This window comes from Latilactobacillus sp. (genome assembly GCF_033176295.1).
In the GTDB taxonomy this organism is placed as follows: domain Bacteria; phylum Bacillota; class Bacilli; order Lactobacillales; family Lactobacillaceae; genus Latilactobacillus; species Latilactobacillus sakei.
The window spans coordinates 12,766-30,214 of the sequence record NZ_JAMQEX010000006.1; the positions used below are offsets into that span (position 1 = coordinate 12,766).

The window sequence follows — 17,449 nt, forward strand, 5'->3', positions numbered from 1 at the left end:
AATTTAAAAGTTTAATGGTTGCGGAATTGTTAATTGAAGTTTATCACGGTTGCTGGTATTAGTATAGTTAAAAAGGTCGTCTATTGCTTCTAGAATATCCCTAGTATTTCTTAAAACGCCCTTGGGAAGAGGGGATGCTTTTGTATGGGTTGTTCCATCTCCTTTTGAATAAAATTCATCCTCCGAAAATATATTAACTCTGTTTCCGTATATCTTTTCGCCAGTAGAATTTTTATGAAAACTATCATTTAAATTCATTCTGATAAGAGTTAATTTTATTTTTTCATCCATAAATTGTAGATGAATATTGTTGCTTGAATAGAAGTACCGTAAAGAAAATTTCCTTCCAGAATTTGAGGAAATGTTAACTATTCCGCGATCGCCATCTGTTAGGATTCTAGTTGTTTTTTGTGTTAATTTTTTTAGGGATGCAATTAAATCATCAGCTTCGTGTTGAGTTAGTAGTAGTTCCATTATTGATTCCTTTCATGGGGAAAGTTATCGCCTAATCCCCAGCCGCGAATCGAACGCGGCTGTCTCACCAGAGTGGAGGGTATTTATAATTAGTCTAAATTAATAGTTAAATCATAGTTATGATTAGAATTTTCATCTTCGTAATCATCAGTATCATAGCTAGCATTAAACTTATATCTTAAAGATTTAATATCGGAAATATTATTTAGTTTTTCTAGTGGGAAAATGACGTCACCCGATTTATTGGCTCCGTTAGCGATATCTCCACCCCAATTAGTTGTTACACCCTTCATAGAAGGCATAATAGCCTCCTGCTGTTGTCCGTCGTTTGTAATGATAGTTCCTTGATCAGGGAATGTAGCAGTTAAATCACGAGAAGGCTTAACTGCTACATTTAGAATAATTAAACCTTCAGCCTTTTTACCGGATTCTGAATTGTATTCAAAAGGTTTTACTTTAATGACTCTTGCGCTTGAAATAGAAACAGAAGCCGAGTTCCAAGTAGTGTCAGATACGGAAAGTTTGTAAGTCTTTTCCGAAATAATAGGAACCTTGTTATAGTCAATCGTTAAACTATTAGAATTATCGGTTCTATTTTTAGAATTTCCTTTTTCAGCAGAAGTTGTTGTGTGAGCTGTTGCATTTGATTCTTTAGTATCATCGCTACCCCCTGAAAGTGCTGCGAAAATAAATATAATAACGACAACTGCTAGAACCCAGATCCACCAGCGCTTATACAAAGGTTTAACTTCTACAAAAGTATTCCCGTTTTCATCTTGAATTTTTTTTGACATAATTTATTACCCCCAAAAAATTATTTTCTAATAAGTGCAAGAATTCCTGCGACAATTATTAATACTCCGCTTAAAACACCAAATGCTGAAACAAAAACAATATTTAAAATGCCACAGACAATGATTAACCAACCCATCACAACGCGATTTTTATTAATCATACATACTAAAATAATTGCAACGATGCTTGCGACAACACAACCGAAGCCCAATCCAAACAAGCTACTTGATGAAGTATTGTTGATTGCACTGTCAAAACCACCCATTAAGAACGAAAAGACACCAGCGATAATCCCAAATACGCCACCCATGATTCCCAAAATCATTTCAGCTGTACGTGAATGTTGGCTTTCTTGATTCTCGCTGACTTGTTTGTAAACTTTACCGTCTGCACCTTTAATTTTAGTGCTCATTTCAAATCCTCCAATAATATATACAGCTTTTTAAGTCGTCAGTATTTGGACTCAATAATAATTATTGATAAAACCACTTTTTCACATTGTTAATTAGTATATCAAAACTTGTTATAAAAATCATTTAATTATATAGAAGAAAAAGAAAATAATAGAGTGTGATTAAAAATAGAATCTAAATGTAGGGTGATATGTAATCGTTCTCCGAACACATAGTTTTACCTTATTGTACAATTAGTAATTTGTATAAAACGATTAACTGTGTTATCCTTTTTACAAGGAGATGAGTGACCGTGAACAAACATTTTTATGGGAAATACGAGATTACCGAAGCGCAAGATGAGGGACAGTATGTTGCAACGATCAAACTATGTCAGTCGATTAAGAAGGTAGTGGTAAAATCCGATGCACTAACAACTTTAGCGCAAGCGGGTGTGACCCCACAAACGGTCATTCACAATATTGTGAAGACGCCAACCTTGTTGAAGGATAAGGTGATTGTTTCTAATCACAACTTAGCAGGCTATTTAGATTAATATGAATTAAAAAAGGACATCGATTCGCAATGTTAAATCACTCGTTGTAGTGATTACATTGGCAAATTGATGTCCTTTTTTTAGTCTTCGCTAATATCTGCGAAAGTGCCTGAGACCACCCGGCTCAGGTCTTGGGGGTTAATCTGGATTGAACGGCCAATTTTACCTGATGAAACAAAGATTAAAGGTTCTTTTTCGGCTTGTTGGTCGATATAGATTGGAAAATGTGCTTTTTCCCAAATACCAACGGGCGTATTGGCGCCATGTTCGTACCCGGTTGTTGCTACGAGATCCTTTAAAGGGACCATCGCGATTTTTTTATTACCGGAAATCTTGCTGAGTTTCTTTTCGTCCAAATGACAATCGATGGGGACGACACCGACAATTGGGCCGGTTTGTTTGCCCGAGAGCACGAGTGTTTTATAGATGAGATGTTCATCAATATCCAAGTGATCGACCTGCATTTGTGCGACGTGATGTTCTTCGTGTGTTGGAAACTCAAATTGTGTATAGGCGACCTTTTGTTTGTCTAATATTTTTTCGACAAGGGTCTTTGCGAGTTGTCCTTGTTTTTTCTTTTTACCCAAAATAGATGCCACTCCTTTAGTGATTATAGTTAGTTTACGGCAATTTGTTAAAAATGTAAATTTAAGGACCGCCATTAATGTTGAATAGGGGTATAATGACTTTAAATAAGGAGTTGATTGTGATGAAATGGTTTAGAAAACGGCAAGAAACAGTAAGTGGTGTTCAAGCACATGATTTTACGCAATTGGTCAGTCAAGCAAGGGATAACGATGCGCATTATCAGAAGATTCGGGTGGCCTTTTCGGGGTTAACCAAACCATATCAGCAACCAATTCACAAAAAATAGTGATTCGTATGAGCTTATTCTTTAATAAATTCCAATTATTTTGATAATCTATGCTTAAGTCAATTATTGACTAATTGAAAAATTAAAGGAGCGGATATCGATGACAACCAAGACAATACCGGCTGTAAGCTATGTGGTTCAGGTGAACCAACTGCTCGAGAGATTCGTTGTATTTGAAACGGTGTTTTTCGAGTGTACGCAAACTTGTAGGAATATTATTTTAGGAAGATGCACAGTCGGTGAAACGTTAGCGACCCTGGATCATTACGTTGACCAAAATTTAACGGTCCTGCGGGCATTTGTTACTCAAGTCGCTGCGGTGCAACCACCAACTGCGTTTGTCACGATTAATCAGCAATTAATTACGGCACTTGAACACTACGTTGATGCAACAGAAACGATGGTTCATTCTTTTGAAGGGCCTTCTAAAGAAGTTTATGCGCAAGTTTTAGCGGCGCGTCATGATCAAGAAACACAACGTGAACAAATTAACACAGTTTTACATGCGATTTCTATGGTTAGTTTTTCAACCGCTGATATGGCATAATAAAGGTAATTTAAATTTGAGCAGGTGACATTATGAATAGACAGACTTGGCATTTTCTTTTTTATAAATCAGGCTTTACCAAAGAACAGATTGATCAGTTACTAGCCTATTTAGGACAGCGACAGAATTTCGGCGGTTTTCCACTTGTTTCACTCACGCAAGATGGTGATAGCAACGAGATTCGGTTCGTAACGATGGTCTTTGATCCTTTGTCAGAGATTATCCCATCGGTTCAAGAAGAAATGGCGAAGTTTATTTTAATGCACGCGATTCGACCAGCGGATAATACGGAAGAAGCTGATATGCGTTTATACGGGCGGGTTATGAGTCACTCGCTTGAAGATTTAGGCATTGAATTTCACCGTTATGATGCTAATACAATGGATATTAATTATTGGGGCCAAAAAAAGGCCGACTAAAATTGGACGTTTCAATCAGAAATCGATTAAGCCGGAGACAATTGTCACGGCTTTTTTTGTGTTTCAGATGATAAGTGCTTTAGATTCATTGCGTAATCAGGTATGATATTAGCAGGTGTTCGGCTGTTATTGATAGCCGATGAATGAACAAATTAAAGGATACGGTGACAATTATGGTCGAAAAAAACATGTTAGAATTTTTTGAAGCAGAATTAGATGATTTACAATTTAGCGGCGATATCAACATCAACTGGGATAAACAATCACGGGCGATCGAATTAGAATTCACGTTAAATGTGACGAAGAGCCAAGAATTGGCTGTCGAAGATCAAAATGGCGAATTAAATGAATCAGATGAAATTAGTTATGAAGATGCAATTTTATTCTTCGATGAAAGCAAAATCGACGGTTTTGAATATGCTGATAACTATTTAGCTGTCATTCCATTTTCTGGCCGCCAAGGTTTGAATGCCCAAGTCGGGCGTGGTGTTTTCAATTATCTCCAAGACCTATTAGATGATGGTGAAGATCGTTTAGCTGCCTTTGTAAACGATGAATCAGATGACGAAACATTTATCTTGGACTGGGATGACACGGTTTTCCAAGCAACCGTTGCTCAAGCCAGTGATGACTTAGCTAAAAAATACTACACTTACCCTAAATACTAAGAATAGATTTCAGCGACAGGTCAAATTCTTTTGGCCTGTTTTAATCATTAAGGAGCAGAATACATGGAATGGACGAAAGTCACAGTTGCAACTGTCAATGAAGCAGTTGAAGCGATCGCAAATATTTTAACCGAAGCTGGCGCCGAGGGCATTCAAATCGAAGACGCCTCAATTAACGATACTTTAGTCGGAGATGTGGCAGCAGTCAGTGCCTTTTTCCCAGAAACGGTTTTTGTTCCTGAAAAGTTACCGTTGATTCGTCAACGCGTGTTACAACTCACGGAATTCGGCTTATCAATTGGTGAAGGTAGCGTTAATCTACAACAGGTGGCCGATGATGATTGGGCAACTGCATGGAAAAAGTATTATCAACCAACCCGTCTAACCCGTTTCTTAACGGTTGTGCCCAGTTGGACGGATTACCAACCAACAGATGAACGTGAAGCTTTAATCCGAATGGATCCAGGGATGGCTTTTGGTACTGGGACGCATCCTACGACGCATCTTTCAGTACAAATGTTAGAAATGGTTTTACGCGGCGGTGAACAATTGATCGACGTTGGGACAGGTTCTGGTGTCTTGAGTATTGCGGCAGCTCATTTAGGTGTTCAAGATATTCGCGCGTACGATGTAGATCAAGTCGCAGTGGATGCCGCGGTGGCTAATTTTGATTTGAACCCCATTACACAAGGCATCATTGCCAAACCAAACGATTTATTACACGGCATTACTGGTGCGGCTGACGTAATCGTCGCCAATATGTTACCAGTGGTCTTAGTGCCCCTGATTCCACAAGTGCCGGCCTTATTAAAAGAAGGCGGCCACTTATTATTGGCTGGGATTATCACTGAAAAAGAAGCGGTCATTCGCGAAACATTGAGCGCTAACGGTTTAATGGTTGAAGAAAGCCTTCATATGGGCGATTGGGTCGGCTTGATTACCCGGCTAAAGACGGACGAAGATTAGAGGTCAAATGAATGCAACGTTATTTTATTGAAGAAACCGTGACGGTTGGTCAATCATTACAATTAACCGGTGAAACGGCGCATCATATGCTCAAGGTGATGCGGATGCAAGTTGGCGATCAGATTGAAATCGTGACGCCAGAAGAATTAGCTTTTATCACACAATTGCAATCAGCAGATGCGACGCAAAAACAAGCGACTGTGACAGTTGAATCAGCCGTGGAAACAGATGTTGAGCTGCCGATTGAAACGACGATTGTCTGTGGCCTTTCTAAAGGTGATAAGACCGATTGGATCGTTCAAAAGGGGACGCAATTAGGCGCACATCGCTTTATCTTTTGTAATAGTCAATTTTCAGTAGCGCGTTGGGATGCTAAAAAGCAGGTGAAGAAACTAGCGCGTCTGCAAAAGATTGCCCAAGAAGCGGCTGAACAAGCGCATAGAACCCATGTGCCGGTGATTGAATGGCGCGCGAGTTTAACGGCAATTGCTGAAGAATCAGCGGACATTAAATTAGTGGCGTACGAAGAATCAGCCAAAGCCGGTGAACACGGCCAATTGGTTCAAAGCCTACAATCAGCGCAACCAGGGCAAAGTTTAATCTGTGTTTTTGGGCCAGAAGGTGGCATTGCACCAAAGGAAATTGAGGCCTTACAAGCAGCAGGTTTCTTGTTAGCTGGTTTGGGACCACGAATTTTACGGGCCGAAACAGCACCGCTATATCTACTAAGCGCAATTTCATATGTGACAGAATTGAGTACTTTATAGTATGATAGGTAATAATAATTTTTATAGAGGGGCTTCACAATGGATAAAATTAAAAATAATCGCTTTTTAAAGCAAGTTTGGGTCCGTTACTTCTTAGTAGCGTTACTCCTTGCCGTTGTATTGCCACTCGTTTTCGGTTGGTTATCAATTAGTAAAACGTGGCGCATTGGGTTGCTGTTTATGGCAATTAATGGCTGTGCAGCCTTTTTCATCGGCTATCGCATTCAGAAAACACACGCCCCTTGGTATAATATTTTTTATCTGCCAGTTTTATTTGCCTTAATGGTTGTTGTCCGCTTCGCAGATTATAATTATTGGTTTGTCCCAATTTACTTCTTATTAAGTTATTTGGGTATTAATACTGCGTACGAACGTCGCAAATAAAACTGACTCGACAAACTGTTGAGCCAGTTTTGTTGTTTAAAAAAACAAATTTTAGTAGAGTCGGAATTGGAGTTGGGCAAGATGTCAGAAGAAAAAGTGATTTCACAGCAAGAAGTGATCCAGCTATGTCAGAAATACATGAATGCTGAGCATCTTGCTTTCGTGCAAAAGGCGTATGATTTTGCAGCGTATGTGCATAAGGAACAAGTACGTCAATCAGGTGAACCGTACATTATTCATCCGATTCAAGTCGCAGGTATTTTAGCAGAATTGAAGATGGATCCGGCGACAGTTGCGTCGGGCTATTTGCATGACGTCGTTGAAGATACCAATATTACCTTAGGTGATGTGCAAGAGATGTTTGGCCAAGATGTGGCAGTCATTGTTGATGGTGTGACGAAATTAGGGAAAATTAAGTATAAATCGCATCAAGAACAACTCGCTGAAAATCATCGGAAGATGTTGTTAGCGATGGCCAAGGATTTACGGGTCATTATGGTAAAACTAGCCGATCGTCTGCATAATATGCGCACGTTAAAGCATTTGAAACCCGAAAAACAACGGCGGATTGCTAATGAAACGTTGGAAATTTATGCGCCATTAGCTGATCGTTTAGGGATTAGTAAGATTAAGTGGGAACTAGAAGATATTTCGCTACGCTATCTTAACCCACAACAATACTATCGGATTGTTCATTTGATGAATTCTAAGCGGACACAACGTGAAGCTTATATTCAAGAAGCAATTGAAGACATCAAGGATTCAGTTGCCGATTTGGACATGAACTACGAAATTTACGGTCGTCCTAAACATTTATATTCGATTTACCGCAAGATGCGCGATCAACACAAGCAATTCGAAGAACTCTATGATTTACTCGCAATTCGGGTAGTGGTTGACTCGATTAAAGATTGTTACGCTGTTTTAGGCGCCATTCACACTAAGTGGAAACCAATGCCCGGTCGTTTTAAAGACTATATTGCAATGCCCAAAGCGAATATGTATCAATCGATTCATACAACGGTGATTGGTCCTAAAGGCAAACCACTTGAAGTACAAATCCGGACGCAAGAAATGCACAACGTTGCTGAATATGGGGTTGCGGCACATTGGGCTTATAAAGAAGGCGTTAAGGAACAAATTAAGATAGATGAATCAGGCCGTAAGTTAGATTTATTCCGTGAAATTCTAGAAATTCAAGATGCCTCAGATGATGCATCAGAATTTATGGAAAGTGTCAAAGGCGATATCTTCAGCGACCGCGTCTACGTTTTCACCCCTAGAGGCGATGTTTACGAGTTGCCAAAAGGCTCGGTACCAATTGATTTTGCCTATCTCGTGCATACGGAAGTGGGTAATCATGCGGTTGGTGCTAAGATTAACGGCAAAATCGTCCCATTAAATTATCAATTACGTAACGGTGATATTGTGGAGATGTTAACCTCAACTAGTGCGACACCAAGTCGGGATTGGATTAAGTTAGCTTTCACAGCCCGTGCTCGTAATAAAGTAAAACGGTACTTTAAAAAAGAAGATCGTGATGAAAATGTTGAAAAAGGCCGGACAGCAATTGAACATTTGTTGTTAGAACAAGGTCATACTGTGAAGGCACATCTGAACAAGGATAGCTTAGCAATCATTTTGCCGCACTTTAATTTTAATTCAGAAGAAGAATTATTTGCAGCGGTGGGCTTTGGTGAAATCTCAGCACAAGCGGTCTTGAACCGATTAACACTTAAGGAACGTCGTGAAAAAGAAGAGAATGAACAAAAGGCACTAGAAGCTGAAATTTTATCGGCCAAGGATTCTCAAAAACCAGGTCAAAAGGCTGCTGGTAGTCATATTACGATTAAACATGAAGATGGCGTCATCATCGAAGGTGTCGATAATGTGTTGATGCGCTTAAGCAAGTGCTGTAATCCAGTGCCTGGCGACGATATTGTTGGCTATGTGACAAAAGGGCGTGGTGTTTCAGTCCATCGTCGTGATTGTCCCAATATCGTGGATCGTGCCGATATGAACAGTCGACTAACGGAAGTCAGTTGGGAAAATACGTCCGCTAAACATGATCAACTCTACGATGCCAACTTAGAGGTCTATGGTTACAATCGGGGCGGTTTATTAAACGATGTCTTACAAGTGTTGAATGCACACAGCAAACAACTCAACAATGTCATGGGGCGGATTGACCATGATAAAATGGCTGATATTCATGTGACGGTTGGGATTCGCAATATTGATCATCTCGAACGGATTATGGAAGCCGTTAAAAATATTCCAGATGTTTACGAAGTTAAACGAGTGCAAGGATAGGAGTCGTTAACCATGAAAGTAGTCTTACAACGTGTCAGCCAAGCAAGTGTCACAATTAAAGAACAAGTCGTTGGTCAAATCAACAAGGGCTTTTTACTGTTAGTCGGCATTTGCGATGACGATACAGAGGCCGATTTGGATTACCTCGTCAAAAAAATCAGTCAATTACGGGTTTTTGAAGATGAAGCAGGGAAGATGAATTTGGCGTTAGGGCAAGTCAATGGCGCCATTTTATCAGTATCGCAATTTACGTTATATGCCTCAACCAAGAAGGGGAACCGGCCTAGTTTTACAGGGGCAGGGCAACCTGATTATGCGCAAAAAATGTATCATTTATTTAACCAAAAACTAGCGGCTACTGGAATCACTGTTGAAACGGGTGAATTTGGGGCGGATATGCAAGTCGCCCTTGTCAACGATGGTCCGGTGACGATTTTATTTGATACGAGGGATAATTAATGGCTTATCAAAATGCAATTTGGGACTTTGATGGGACACTCTATGATACCTATCCAGTAATGTTAAAAGCGCTCGTTGCGGTTTATCAGCAACAACAAGTACCAGTTGATCAGAATGCTTTGTACAAAGCGATTAAACAAACATCAATTAAAAAGGTGTTACAAGCATTAGCCGATCAAACGGGGACTGCATTTGCGACATTAGACCAACAATATCATCAACTCGAGGCGAAGACGCAAATTGCACCGCAACCTTATCCAGGGGCGGCGGCTATTTTAGAACGGGTTAGTCAGACCGGGCGTAACTTCTTGATGACGCATCGTGATACAGCGGCTCAAAAATATTTGGCGGAACATCATCTCGACCAGTATTTTACGGAGATTGTCACTAGCCAAAACGGGTTTGCGCGCAAACCGGCGCCGGACAGTTTGAATTACCTCTGCGATCGTTATCAATTAGATAGAGCGAAGACAGTTATGATCGGCGATCGCGCGTTGGATATTGAAGCCGGGATTAACGCTGGACTTCAAACGGTTTATTTTGACGTTGATTGCTTACTAATTGCGGCGCAACCGACAGTGACGATTACTGATTTATCGATGCTGATTGATTATTTCAATAAATGATATCAAAAAAGTCGCATGCCAATTTGGCGTGCGACTTTTATTTTACAATCAATGCGATAACGAGAAAGGCAAGGTACCAAGCGCCTGACATTAATAAGACATAGCGCCACCAGCTTTTGAAAAACTTGCGGGGATAAAGCGCATGGTCGTAATAAAACCGCGTTAGACTCCAAATGATGCCCCATACGCAGATGACCAAGCAGAAATACCAACCAGCTTTGTTGAAAAATGGTTGGCTAAGCGCGATGGCACTTATTAAAAATGGCACGGGTAGCCAGTCGACAAAGTGAAGTTGTTTTTTGAAAAAGCGTTGCAATACAAGATTTAAGCCGTAACCGATGGCTAAACAAATTAACGGTAATAGAATAAAGAATAACGTAGCCGTAAATGGCATTTGAATCACCTCGAAAGTTAATATCCCCATTGTACCGTCTTTCTGAAAAGATAAAAAGGACTAAGTTGCACTTTGCATTGATTCGGTGTAAACTGCTGATAAGAAAAAAGACTAGGTGGTGGAATCGTTGAAGAAACAAACAAGTACTTTTAGTCGGATAACCAAGATTTTTGTTTGGGTTATGTTAATCGCCACAGTAGGCTCTGTTATTTTTGGCTCATTGGCAGCAACCGGCGTCTTAAACTTCTAAAATTAATTAAATGATTGGTCTAGGGTATTTTGCCCTAGGCCTTTTTTGTTGTGGTTCGACGATCTATTTAAGGATTGTTCACTAGTGAACGAGATGTCGTTAATAGGCAGTGCTATTAAGGCGCAAAATGGTTATGGCTAGTGGGTTAGTGGGAATAAATCCTAAAAGATAAGATTTTGGTTTTTTTTAGTCAAAATGTGGTAGAAAGTGGGGGATTATGGTAGACTAAAATGAGTTGAGGTGGGTAAAGGGGTGAAGTATATGTTCATGGGTGAATTTCATCACACAATCGACACGAAGAACCGATTGATTGTACCAGCCAAGTTCCGGGAAGCATTAGGAACTGAATTCGTGTTGACCCGTGGTATGGACAATTGTATCTTCGGTTACCCACTCAGCGAATGGGAACAGTTGGAAGAGAAATTAAAACAACTGCCACTCGCTAAAAAAGATGCACGTGCTTTTGTGCGTTTTTTCTACTCAGCTGCGGTGCAATGTACCCCGGATAAACAGGGCCGCATTATGATTCCCCAAGCATTATCAACCCACGCTTCTTTAGAAAAGGAATGTGTGCTGATTGGGGTTTCCAATCGAATCGAAATTTGGAGCCAAGAAAAATGGGCGAGCTTTAGTGAAGAAGCTGAAGAAAATTTCGATGACATTGCTGAAAATATGTTAGATTTTGATTTTTAAAGGATGGTAACAATATGACAGAAACATTTAAACATCAAAGTGTTTTATTAAAAGAAACGGTTGATGCCTTAAATGTTCAGCCAGACGGGATTTACGTTGATGCAACACTAGGTGGTGGTGGTCATAGTGAATACTTATTGTCACAATTAACAACCGGACATCTTTATTCATTTGACCAAGACGACCACGCACTTGAAAGTAGTCGCCAACGGTTAGCGAAGTATGCGGATGCAGGACAAGTGACATTTATCAAGAGTAATTTTCGATTTTTGAAAACAGCACTCGCTGAACAAGGCATCACGAAGATTGATGGTATTTTATACGACTTAGGTGTTTCATCACCACAGTTTGACGATGCCCAACGCGGCTTCAGTTATAAAAAAGAAGCGCCACTCGATATGCGCATGGATCAAGGCGCCGAGTTAACAGCGTATACAGTCGTTAACGAATGGTCTTACCAACAATTGATTAAAATTTTCTTCAGATATGGTGAAGAAAAATTCTCAAAACAAGTCGCACGTAAAATCGAACAACAAAGAGAAATTGCACCCATTGAAACGACAATCCAATTAGCAGATTTAATTAAAGAGGCAATTCCGGCACCGGCAAGACGGACGGGTGGGCATCCAGCTAAGCGGATTTTCCAAGCAATCCGAATTGCGGTTAATGATGAATTAGGCGCAATTGAAGATTCAGTTGAACAAGCCATTCCATTAGTTAAAGTGGGTGGTCGAATTAGCATCATTACGTTCCAATCATTGGAAGACCGTTTAGTCAAAACAATGTTTAAGGAACAAGCGACATTACCAGATATTCCTAAGGGATTACCGATTATGCCGGGCACCGAAAAAACCGTTTTAAAACTGGTTAATCGCAAACCAATCCTACCAACAGAAGACGAGTTAACGGTTAACCACCGGGCACACAGTGCTAAGTTAAGAGTAGCTGAAAAACAAAAAGAAATAGACTAGAAGGAATGATTATGATGGCAACCAATGCAGCTCGCCAACTAACGACCCCAGAAAGTATTCCGAGTCAGGTTCAAGAACCTGCTCGTCAATCAGCGCAACAAACAACTCAAAAAGTAGCTTATTCCACACTTGAAAAATTAGCCGTTACCGTAATCGGGATTGCTTTTTTTGCAATGCTAGTAAGCTTACTCTCGACTAAAATCGCGGTGGTTAATGCACAACGGACATTAGAAAATACCACTCAAGATATGAGTCAAACACGTGCTAAAAATAATGATTTAAAACAAGAAATCGGGGAATTAACAAGCTCCGACCGTTTAGATGCCTTTGCTAAGAAAAATAATCTGAAATTAAACGAAAACAATATTCGGAATGTGGCTAAATGAGAAATTTATTTAGGACACATAGGAGTCCACGACAGAATCGACGCATATTTGGCGAAGTTTTATTGCTGATTATCGCGGCGATTTTTCTGATTTTCATGGGTCGTTTTGCGTACATCGCCGCAACCGGGCATATTGCGGGTGTTGATTTAACTAAACGATCGAACAAGAAATATGAAGGCGACTCCGTGATTCGGGCACAACGGGGCACAATTTATGATTCATCAGGCAATGTTTTAGCACAAGATACCAACGCCTATGCCGTTTATGCGGTTTTGAGTCATGATTATGTGACTGCGGATAAAAAGCCATTATACGTAGCAGATAAGAAGAAAACAGCAAAGGCGCTCAGCAAGTACCTCCCAATGAGTGAAGCTAATATTTATAAGCAATTGACGCCTAAAAATAAAGCTGTTTACCAAGTTGAATTTGGGAGTGCCGGGCAGAATTTATCACTCAGCATTAAACGAAAAATTGAAAAGCAACATTTGACCGGGATTTACTTTAAAGAATCACCAACACGCTTGTATCCTAATGGGACTTTTGCATCGCACGTTGTGGGGATTGCACAAACGCCTAAAGGTTCAGAAGATAGTGGTAGTCAAGATTTAGTTGGCGTCATGGGGGTTGAGAAGTATTTCAACGAACAATTAACGGGTCAAGATGGCTATAAGAATTTGACGAAGGATTCGTATGGCTATTCGATTAATCAGAACAAAAACAAAGTCAAAGCCGCTAAGAACGGTCAAGATGTGTATTTAACACTAGATTCACGGATGCAATCCTATCTAGAAAGTCTGTTGAGTAAAGTTAATAAGAAATATCAACCGGCTAGCATGAACGCCGTTTTAATGAACGCTAAGACCGGTGAAATTTTAGCGGCCTCACAACGACCAACTTTTAATGCAAGTACTAAAAAAGGTATTGGTGATGTTTGGCGCGATACTTTGGTCGAAGATGGTTATGAACCTGGTTCTGTTTTGAAGATTGCGACGTTATCAGCTGCGATCGATTCAGGTCACTATAATCCAGATCAATACTATAAATCTGGTTCTGTGTTGGTCAGTGGTAAGAAAATTAGTGATTGGCAGACCGCTGGGTGGGGGATGATTCCGCTCAACCAAGCGTTTGCCCGCTCAAGTAATGTTGGGATGGTCAAATTAGAACAGGAAATGGGTGCCAAGACTTGGAAGTCCTATATTGAAAAATTTGGCTTCCTCAAGAAAACGGGTATCGAATTACCAGGTGAGACGGCCGGCACCTTGCAATATGAACGACCACTTGATCAGGCGACGACTTCGTTTGGGCAAGGGATTAACGTCAATGTCATGCAGATGTTGCAGATGACAAGTGCCATTGCTAACAATGGGACAATGATTAAGCCGCAAATTTTGGCAGGTGTTGGTCAAGAACAACAAATCACACCGATTAAAGCCGGTAAACCAATCAAAGCCAGCACGGCTAAGAAAGTCATGCAAAATATGGAAGACGTCGTTTATAAAGATTATGGGACTGGTCAGGTTTACCAGATTCCGGGCTATAAAATCGCGGCTAAAACCGGGACGGCGCAAATTACGGGTCCTAACGGTGGCTATTTAACTGGTGCAAGCAACTATATCTTCTCAGTATCGGGAATTGCACCGGCAGATGATCCTAAATACATTTTATATATCACAATGAAGCAACCGGGTAATATGACGGATAGTGCGGAAACCATTTTATCGCAAGTCTTTAATCCAATGATGAAACGGGCGCTAGAGTATACGAAGGAAGCCGAAAAAGATAAGCAACAACAAGTTAAAGTCGCTTCGGTCTTGAGTCAATCAACAAAGGATGCGCAAAAGAAACTAGAAGCGCAAAACCTAAAGACAACATTGGTAGGTAGCGGTAATCTCGTCGTGCAACAATTACCAAAAGCCGGCAGTGTCATTTTGCCGAACCAACGGGTCTTGTTGATGACCAACGGCGCGATGACGATGCCGGATGTTAATGGTTGGTCAAAAAATGACTTACTAAAACTAGCGCAATTAACGGGGATCGATGTGGATATCAAAGGCAGTGGTTATGCTTATCATCAAAGTCTAGCGGTTAATAGTTTGTTAGACGGCGTCAAGCAAATTAAGGTACAATTAAAATAGTCAAATAAGAGTGGATTAAAGGAGTTTATATCATGTTAACGGGACAATTTTTAATACCCCTAATGAGTGGGTTTGTGATTACGGTGATCTTCATGCCGTTATTCATCGGTTATTTACGGTTTAAAAAAGAGGGACAAACAATTCGTGATGAAGGTCCTAAGTGGCACGCTAAGAAAAACGGTACACCAACGATGGGTGGGTTGGTGTTCATCGTTGCCGCAGTAATTTCTAGTATCTGGGTCGCTATCTGGTTGCAACAATTGACCAATAGCTTATGGATCGCATTATTCATCCTAGTACTATATGGCTTACTTGGTTTTTCAGATGACTTTATCAAAGTCTTCAAAAAACAAAACCTTGGTTTGCGGGCTTGGCAAAAATTAGCTGGTCAAATCTTGGGTGGCGCAGTTTTCTTAGCGGTTTATTTCCACGAAGGTTTCAGCCACGCACTGAACATACCGTTAATCGGTACAATTTCTAGCAGTTGGTTCTTTAGTTTATTTGTCATCGTGTGGTTGGTTGGCTTTTCAAACGCGGTTAATTTAGCGGATGGGATTGACGGCTTGGTTGCTGGTTTGGCAATTGTGTCATTTGCAACTTATACGATTATTGCTTTTAGACAAAATCAAATCGATGTTGCGATTTTTGGCTTAACAATTATTGGGGGCTTGATTGGATTCTTAATCTTTAATCATAAGCCAGCTCAAATTTTCATGGGTGACGTTGGTTCATTAGCCCTTGGTGGGGCGTTGGCAGCCATGTCAATTCTCTTACACCGTGAATTCTCACTATTATTAATTGGCCTTGTTTATGTCATTGAAACGGCCAGTGTGATGCTCCAAGTTGCTTCATTCAAACTATTCCATAAACGTATCTTTAAAATGAGTCCCATCCACCATCACTTTGAAATGTCTGGTTGGAGCGAATGGCGTATTGATATTAGTTTCTGGGTATTCAGCATTATCTGTTCAGCAATTTATCTGTTAATTTTTTAGAAGAGGGCGAATTCGATGAGAACCATCGCAACATATCAAAATCAATCTGTTTTAGTATTAGGACTAGGTAAAAGTGGCGTTAACGCTACTAAACTATTATTACAATTAGGCGCAAAAGTTACTGTTAATGATGGCCAAGATCAAGAGGACACACCAGCAGTCGCTGAATTACGGGCGCTTGGTGCAACTGTCATTACGGGTAGTCATCCAGTTGCTTTATTTGAAGAAGGGTTCCATTACCTCTTTAAAAACCCAGGAATTCGCTATGATAATCCAATGGTGGCAGAAGCCATCAAACGCGAGATTCCCGTCTTGACAGAACCAGAATTGGCTTATGAAGTTTCTGAAGCTGACTGGGTGAGTGTGACTGGCTCAAACGGGAAAACAACTACGACGACTTTAATCGCCTTAATGTTGAACTATCAACGTGCACAAGGACATGCATATGCCGCCGGAAACATTGGTATTCCGTTGAGTGAAGTCGCTCAAAAAGCAACGGCCAAAGATACAATGGTCACCGAATTATCAAGTTTTCAATTGATGGGGACAACAACTGTTAAACCCAAGGTAGCAGTCTTAACGAATATCTACGAAGCACATCTCGATTATCACGGGACACGTGAAAATTACGTGCAAGCTAAGATGCGGATCGTCCAAAATCAAACAGCTTCTGATTACTTTGTTGTGAACTGGGACTTACCAGAATTAAGAACCTTAAGCCAACAAACCAAAGCGCAAGTTGTGCCATTTTCTAGATTAGGCACTTCTGAAGAAGGGGCCTATGTCAAAGATGGCCAACTATGCTTTAAAGGTGAAGTCATCATGCCAGTTACAGATATTAATGTCCCTGGCGATCACAATGTTGAAAATGCCTTAGCAGCACTGGCAGCCGCTAAGTTAATGGGCCAATCAAACGAAGCAATTATTGAAGTCCTAACGACCTTTACAGGTGTTAAACACCGGATGCAATTCGTTAAAGAATTCGCAGGCCGTCGTTTCTATAACGATTCAAAAGCCACAAATATGGAAGCGACAGAGGTTGCCTTGAAGAGTTTCAAACAACCAATCGTTCTCATTGCTGGGGGCCTTGATCGTGGCTTTACGTTTGAACCATTAACTGATTTATTGAAAGCCCATGTCAAGGCGATTATCCTTTATGGTGAAACAAAGCAATTGTTGGCACAAACGGCCAAAGAAGCCGGAATTGAAACGATTGAAATTGTCGATCAACTAACTGAAGCAGTGCCTGCAGCTTACGCGGCAAGTCAAGAGGGTGATGTGATCTTATTATCACCTGCTTGTGCAAGTTGGGATCAATTCAAAACGTTTGAAGAACGCGGCGATGTCTACATTGATGCGGTTGAACAAATTACAGAATAAATTGG

General features: G+C 40.5%; 23 protein-coding genes. 18 read left to right on the plus strand and 5 right to left on the minus strand.

The annotated features are described in order from the left end of the window. Nucleotides 1-3 precede the first annotated feature (3 nt). The 3 genes from NDN60_RS04290 to NDN60_RS04300 form a co-directional block, all read right to left on the minus strand. Nucleotides 4-474: a DUF6978 family protein gene (locus NDN60_RS04290; protein WP_051524259.1), complete on the minus strand. Its 471-nt coding sequence runs from the start codon at nucleotides 472-474 to the stop codon at nucleotides 4-6. 89 nt (nucleotides 475-563) lie between these two features. Beyond that, entirely contained in the window at nucleotides 564-1,268 is a 705-nt protein-coding gene (locus NDN60_RS04295) for a hypothetical protein (protein ID WP_016264895.1), read from the minus strand. 20 nt (nucleotides 1,269-1,288) lie between these two features. Next, entirely contained in the window at nucleotides 1,289-1,681 is a 393-nt protein-coding gene (locus NDN60_RS04300; RefSeq protein WP_016264896.1) for a DUF4064 domain-containing protein, read from the minus strand. A gap of 293 nt (nucleotides 1,682-1,974) precedes the next feature. Here NDN60_RS04300 and NDN60_RS04305 point away from each other — a divergent pair, with 293 nt between their 5' ends. Further along, nucleotides 1,975-2,217, plus strand: coding sequence for a hypothetical protein (locus NDN60_RS04305; RefSeq protein ID WP_025015847.1), 243 nt, complete (start codon nucleotides 1,975-1,977; stop codon nucleotides 2,215-2,217). Nucleotides 2,218-2,297: 80 nt separating this feature from the next. Here the strand turns inward: NDN60_RS04305 and ybaK are convergent, their stop codons facing one another. Further along, complete coding sequence (gene ybaK / locus NDN60_RS04310; RefSeq protein ID WP_011374436.1) at nucleotides 2,298-2,804, minus strand: Cys-tRNA(Pro) deacylase; 507 nt, start codon at nucleotides 2,802-2,804, stop codon at nucleotides 2,298-2,300. Between the two features lie 122 nt (nucleotides 2,805-2,926). Here ybaK and NDN60_RS04315 point away from each other — a divergent pair, with 122 nt between their 5' ends. The 10 genes from NDN60_RS04315 (at nucleotide 2,927) to NDN60_RS04360 (ending at nucleotide 10,240) form a co-directional block, all read left to right on the plus strand. Then, nucleotides 2,927-3,091 (plus strand): hypothetical protein, encoded by a 165-nt coding sequence (locus tag NDN60_RS04315; protein ID WP_011374437.1) that lies wholly within the window; start codon nucleotides 2,927-2,929, stop codon nucleotides 3,089-3,091. Between the two features lie 100 nt (nucleotides 3,092-3,191). After that, on the plus strand, nucleotides 3,192-3,638 hold the full coding sequence (locus NDN60_RS04320; protein WP_011374438.1) for a hypothetical protein: 447 nt from the start codon (nucleotides 3,192-3,194) through the stop codon (nucleotides 3,636-3,638). A 32-nt stretch (nucleotides 3,639-3,670) separates the two neighbouring features. Continuing rightward, entirely contained in the window at nucleotides 3,671-4,057 is a 387-nt protein-coding gene (locus tag NDN60_RS04325) for a hypothetical protein (protein ID WP_011374439.1), read from the plus strand. Nucleotides 4,058-4,200: 143 nt separating this feature from the next. Continuing rightward, the gene (locus NDN60_RS04330) at nucleotides 4,201-4,725 is read left to right on the plus strand and encodes a DUF3013 family protein (RefSeq protein WP_011374440.1); all 525 of its coding nucleotides are present in this window, start codon (nucleotides 4,201-4,203) and stop codon (nucleotides 4,723-4,725) included. 63 nt (nucleotides 4,726-4,788) lie between these two features. Beyond that, a complete protein-coding gene (gene prmA / locus NDN60_RS04335; protein WP_099947642.1) occupies nucleotides 4,789-5,691 on the plus strand; it encodes a 50S ribosomal protein L11 methyltransferase in 903 nt (300 codons plus the stop codon). A gap of 11 nt (nucleotides 5,692-5,702) precedes the next feature. Then, entirely contained in the window at nucleotides 5,703-6,458 is a 756-nt protein-coding gene (locus NDN60_RS04340; RefSeq protein WP_011374442.1) for a 16S rRNA (uracil(1498)-N(3))-methyltransferase, read from the plus strand. A gap of 39 nt (nucleotides 6,459-6,497) precedes the next feature. After that, complete coding sequence (locus NDN60_RS04345; protein ID WP_011374443.1) at nucleotides 6,498-6,842, plus strand: hypothetical protein; 345 nt, start codon at nucleotides 6,498-6,500, stop codon at nucleotides 6,840-6,842. An 81-nt stretch (nucleotides 6,843-6,923) separates the two neighbouring features. Further along, a complete protein-coding gene (locus NDN60_RS04350) occupies nucleotides 6,924-9,155 on the plus strand; it encodes a RelA/SpoT family protein (protein ID WP_035146291.1) in 2,232 nt (743 codons plus the stop codon). Nucleotides 9,156-9,167: 12 nt separating this feature from the next. Beyond that, nucleotides 9,168-9,614, plus strand: a complete 447-nt coding sequence (gene dtd, locus NDN60_RS04355; protein WP_035146288.1) for a D-aminoacyl-tRNA deacylase — start codon at nucleotides 9,168-9,170, stop codon at nucleotides 9,612-9,614. After that, nucleotides 9,614-10,240, plus strand: a complete 627-nt coding sequence (locus NDN60_RS04360) for an HAD-IA family hydrolase (RefSeq protein ID WP_035146286.1) — start codon at nucleotides 9,614-9,616, stop codon at nucleotides 10,238-10,240. The genes dtd and NDN60_RS04360 overlap by 1 nt, the downstream gene beginning before the upstream one ends. A 37-nt stretch (nucleotides 10,241-10,277) precedes the next feature. On the opposite strand, the gene NDN60_RS04365 is transcribed toward NDN60_RS04360, so the two are convergent. Further along, nucleotides 10,278-10,634 (minus strand): DUF3397 domain-containing protein, encoded by a 357-nt coding sequence (locus NDN60_RS04365; protein WP_056948360.1) that lies wholly within the window; start codon nucleotides 10,632-10,634, stop codon nucleotides 10,278-10,280. A 127-nt stretch (nucleotides 10,635-10,761) separates the two neighbouring features. Here NDN60_RS04365 and NDN60_RS04370 point away from each other — a divergent pair, with 127 nt between their 5' ends. The 7 genes from NDN60_RS04370 (at nucleotide 10,762) to murD (ending at nucleotide 17,444) form a co-directional block, all read left to right on the plus strand. Further along, on the plus strand, nucleotides 10,762-10,884 hold the full coding sequence (locus tag NDN60_RS04370; RefSeq protein WP_011374448.1) for a DUF4044 domain-containing protein: 123 nt from the start codon (nucleotides 10,762-10,764) through the stop codon (nucleotides 10,882-10,884). A 261-nt stretch (nucleotides 10,885-11,145) separates the two neighbouring features. Beyond that, the gene (gene mraZ / locus NDN60_RS04375) at nucleotides 11,146-11,577 is read left to right on the plus strand and encodes a division/cell wall cluster transcriptional repressor MraZ (protein WP_011374449.1); all 432 of its coding nucleotides are present in this window, start codon (nucleotides 11,146-11,148) and stop codon (nucleotides 11,575-11,577) included. Between the two features lie 14 nt (nucleotides 11,578-11,591). After that, entirely contained in the window at nucleotides 11,592-12,548 is a 957-nt protein-coding gene (gene rsmH / locus NDN60_RS04380; protein WP_016264907.1) for a 16S rRNA (cytosine(1402)-N(4))-methyltransferase RsmH, read from the plus strand. A gap of 11 nt (nucleotides 12,549-12,559) precedes the next feature. Further along, entirely contained in the window at nucleotides 12,560-12,934 is a 375-nt protein-coding gene (ftsL, locus tag NDN60_RS04385; RefSeq protein ID WP_016264908.1) for a cell division protein FtsL, read from the plus strand. Further along, a complete protein-coding gene (locus NDN60_RS04390; RefSeq protein ID WP_025015841.1) occupies nucleotides 12,931-15,069 on the plus strand; it encodes a penicillin-binding transpeptidase domain-containing protein in 2,139 nt (712 codons plus the stop codon). Before ftsL ends, NDN60_RS04390 begins: the two co-directional genes overlap by 4 nt. A 32-nt stretch (nucleotides 15,070-15,101) precedes the next feature. Further along, complete coding sequence (mraY, locus tag NDN60_RS04395) at nucleotides 15,102-16,064, plus strand: phospho-N-acetylmuramoyl-pentapeptide-transferase (RefSeq protein ID WP_035146274.1); 963 nt, start codon at nucleotides 15,102-15,104, stop codon at nucleotides 16,062-16,064. A 15-nt stretch (nucleotides 16,065-16,079) separates the two neighbouring features. Beyond that, nucleotides 16,080-17,444: a UDP-N-acetylmuramoyl-L-alanine--D-glutamate ligase gene (murD, locus tag NDN60_RS04400; protein ID WP_011374454.1), complete on the plus strand. Its 1,365-nt coding sequence runs from the start codon at nucleotides 16,080-16,082 to the stop codon at nucleotides 17,442-17,444. The last annotated feature ends 5 nt before the right edge of the window (nucleotides 17,445-17,449 follow it).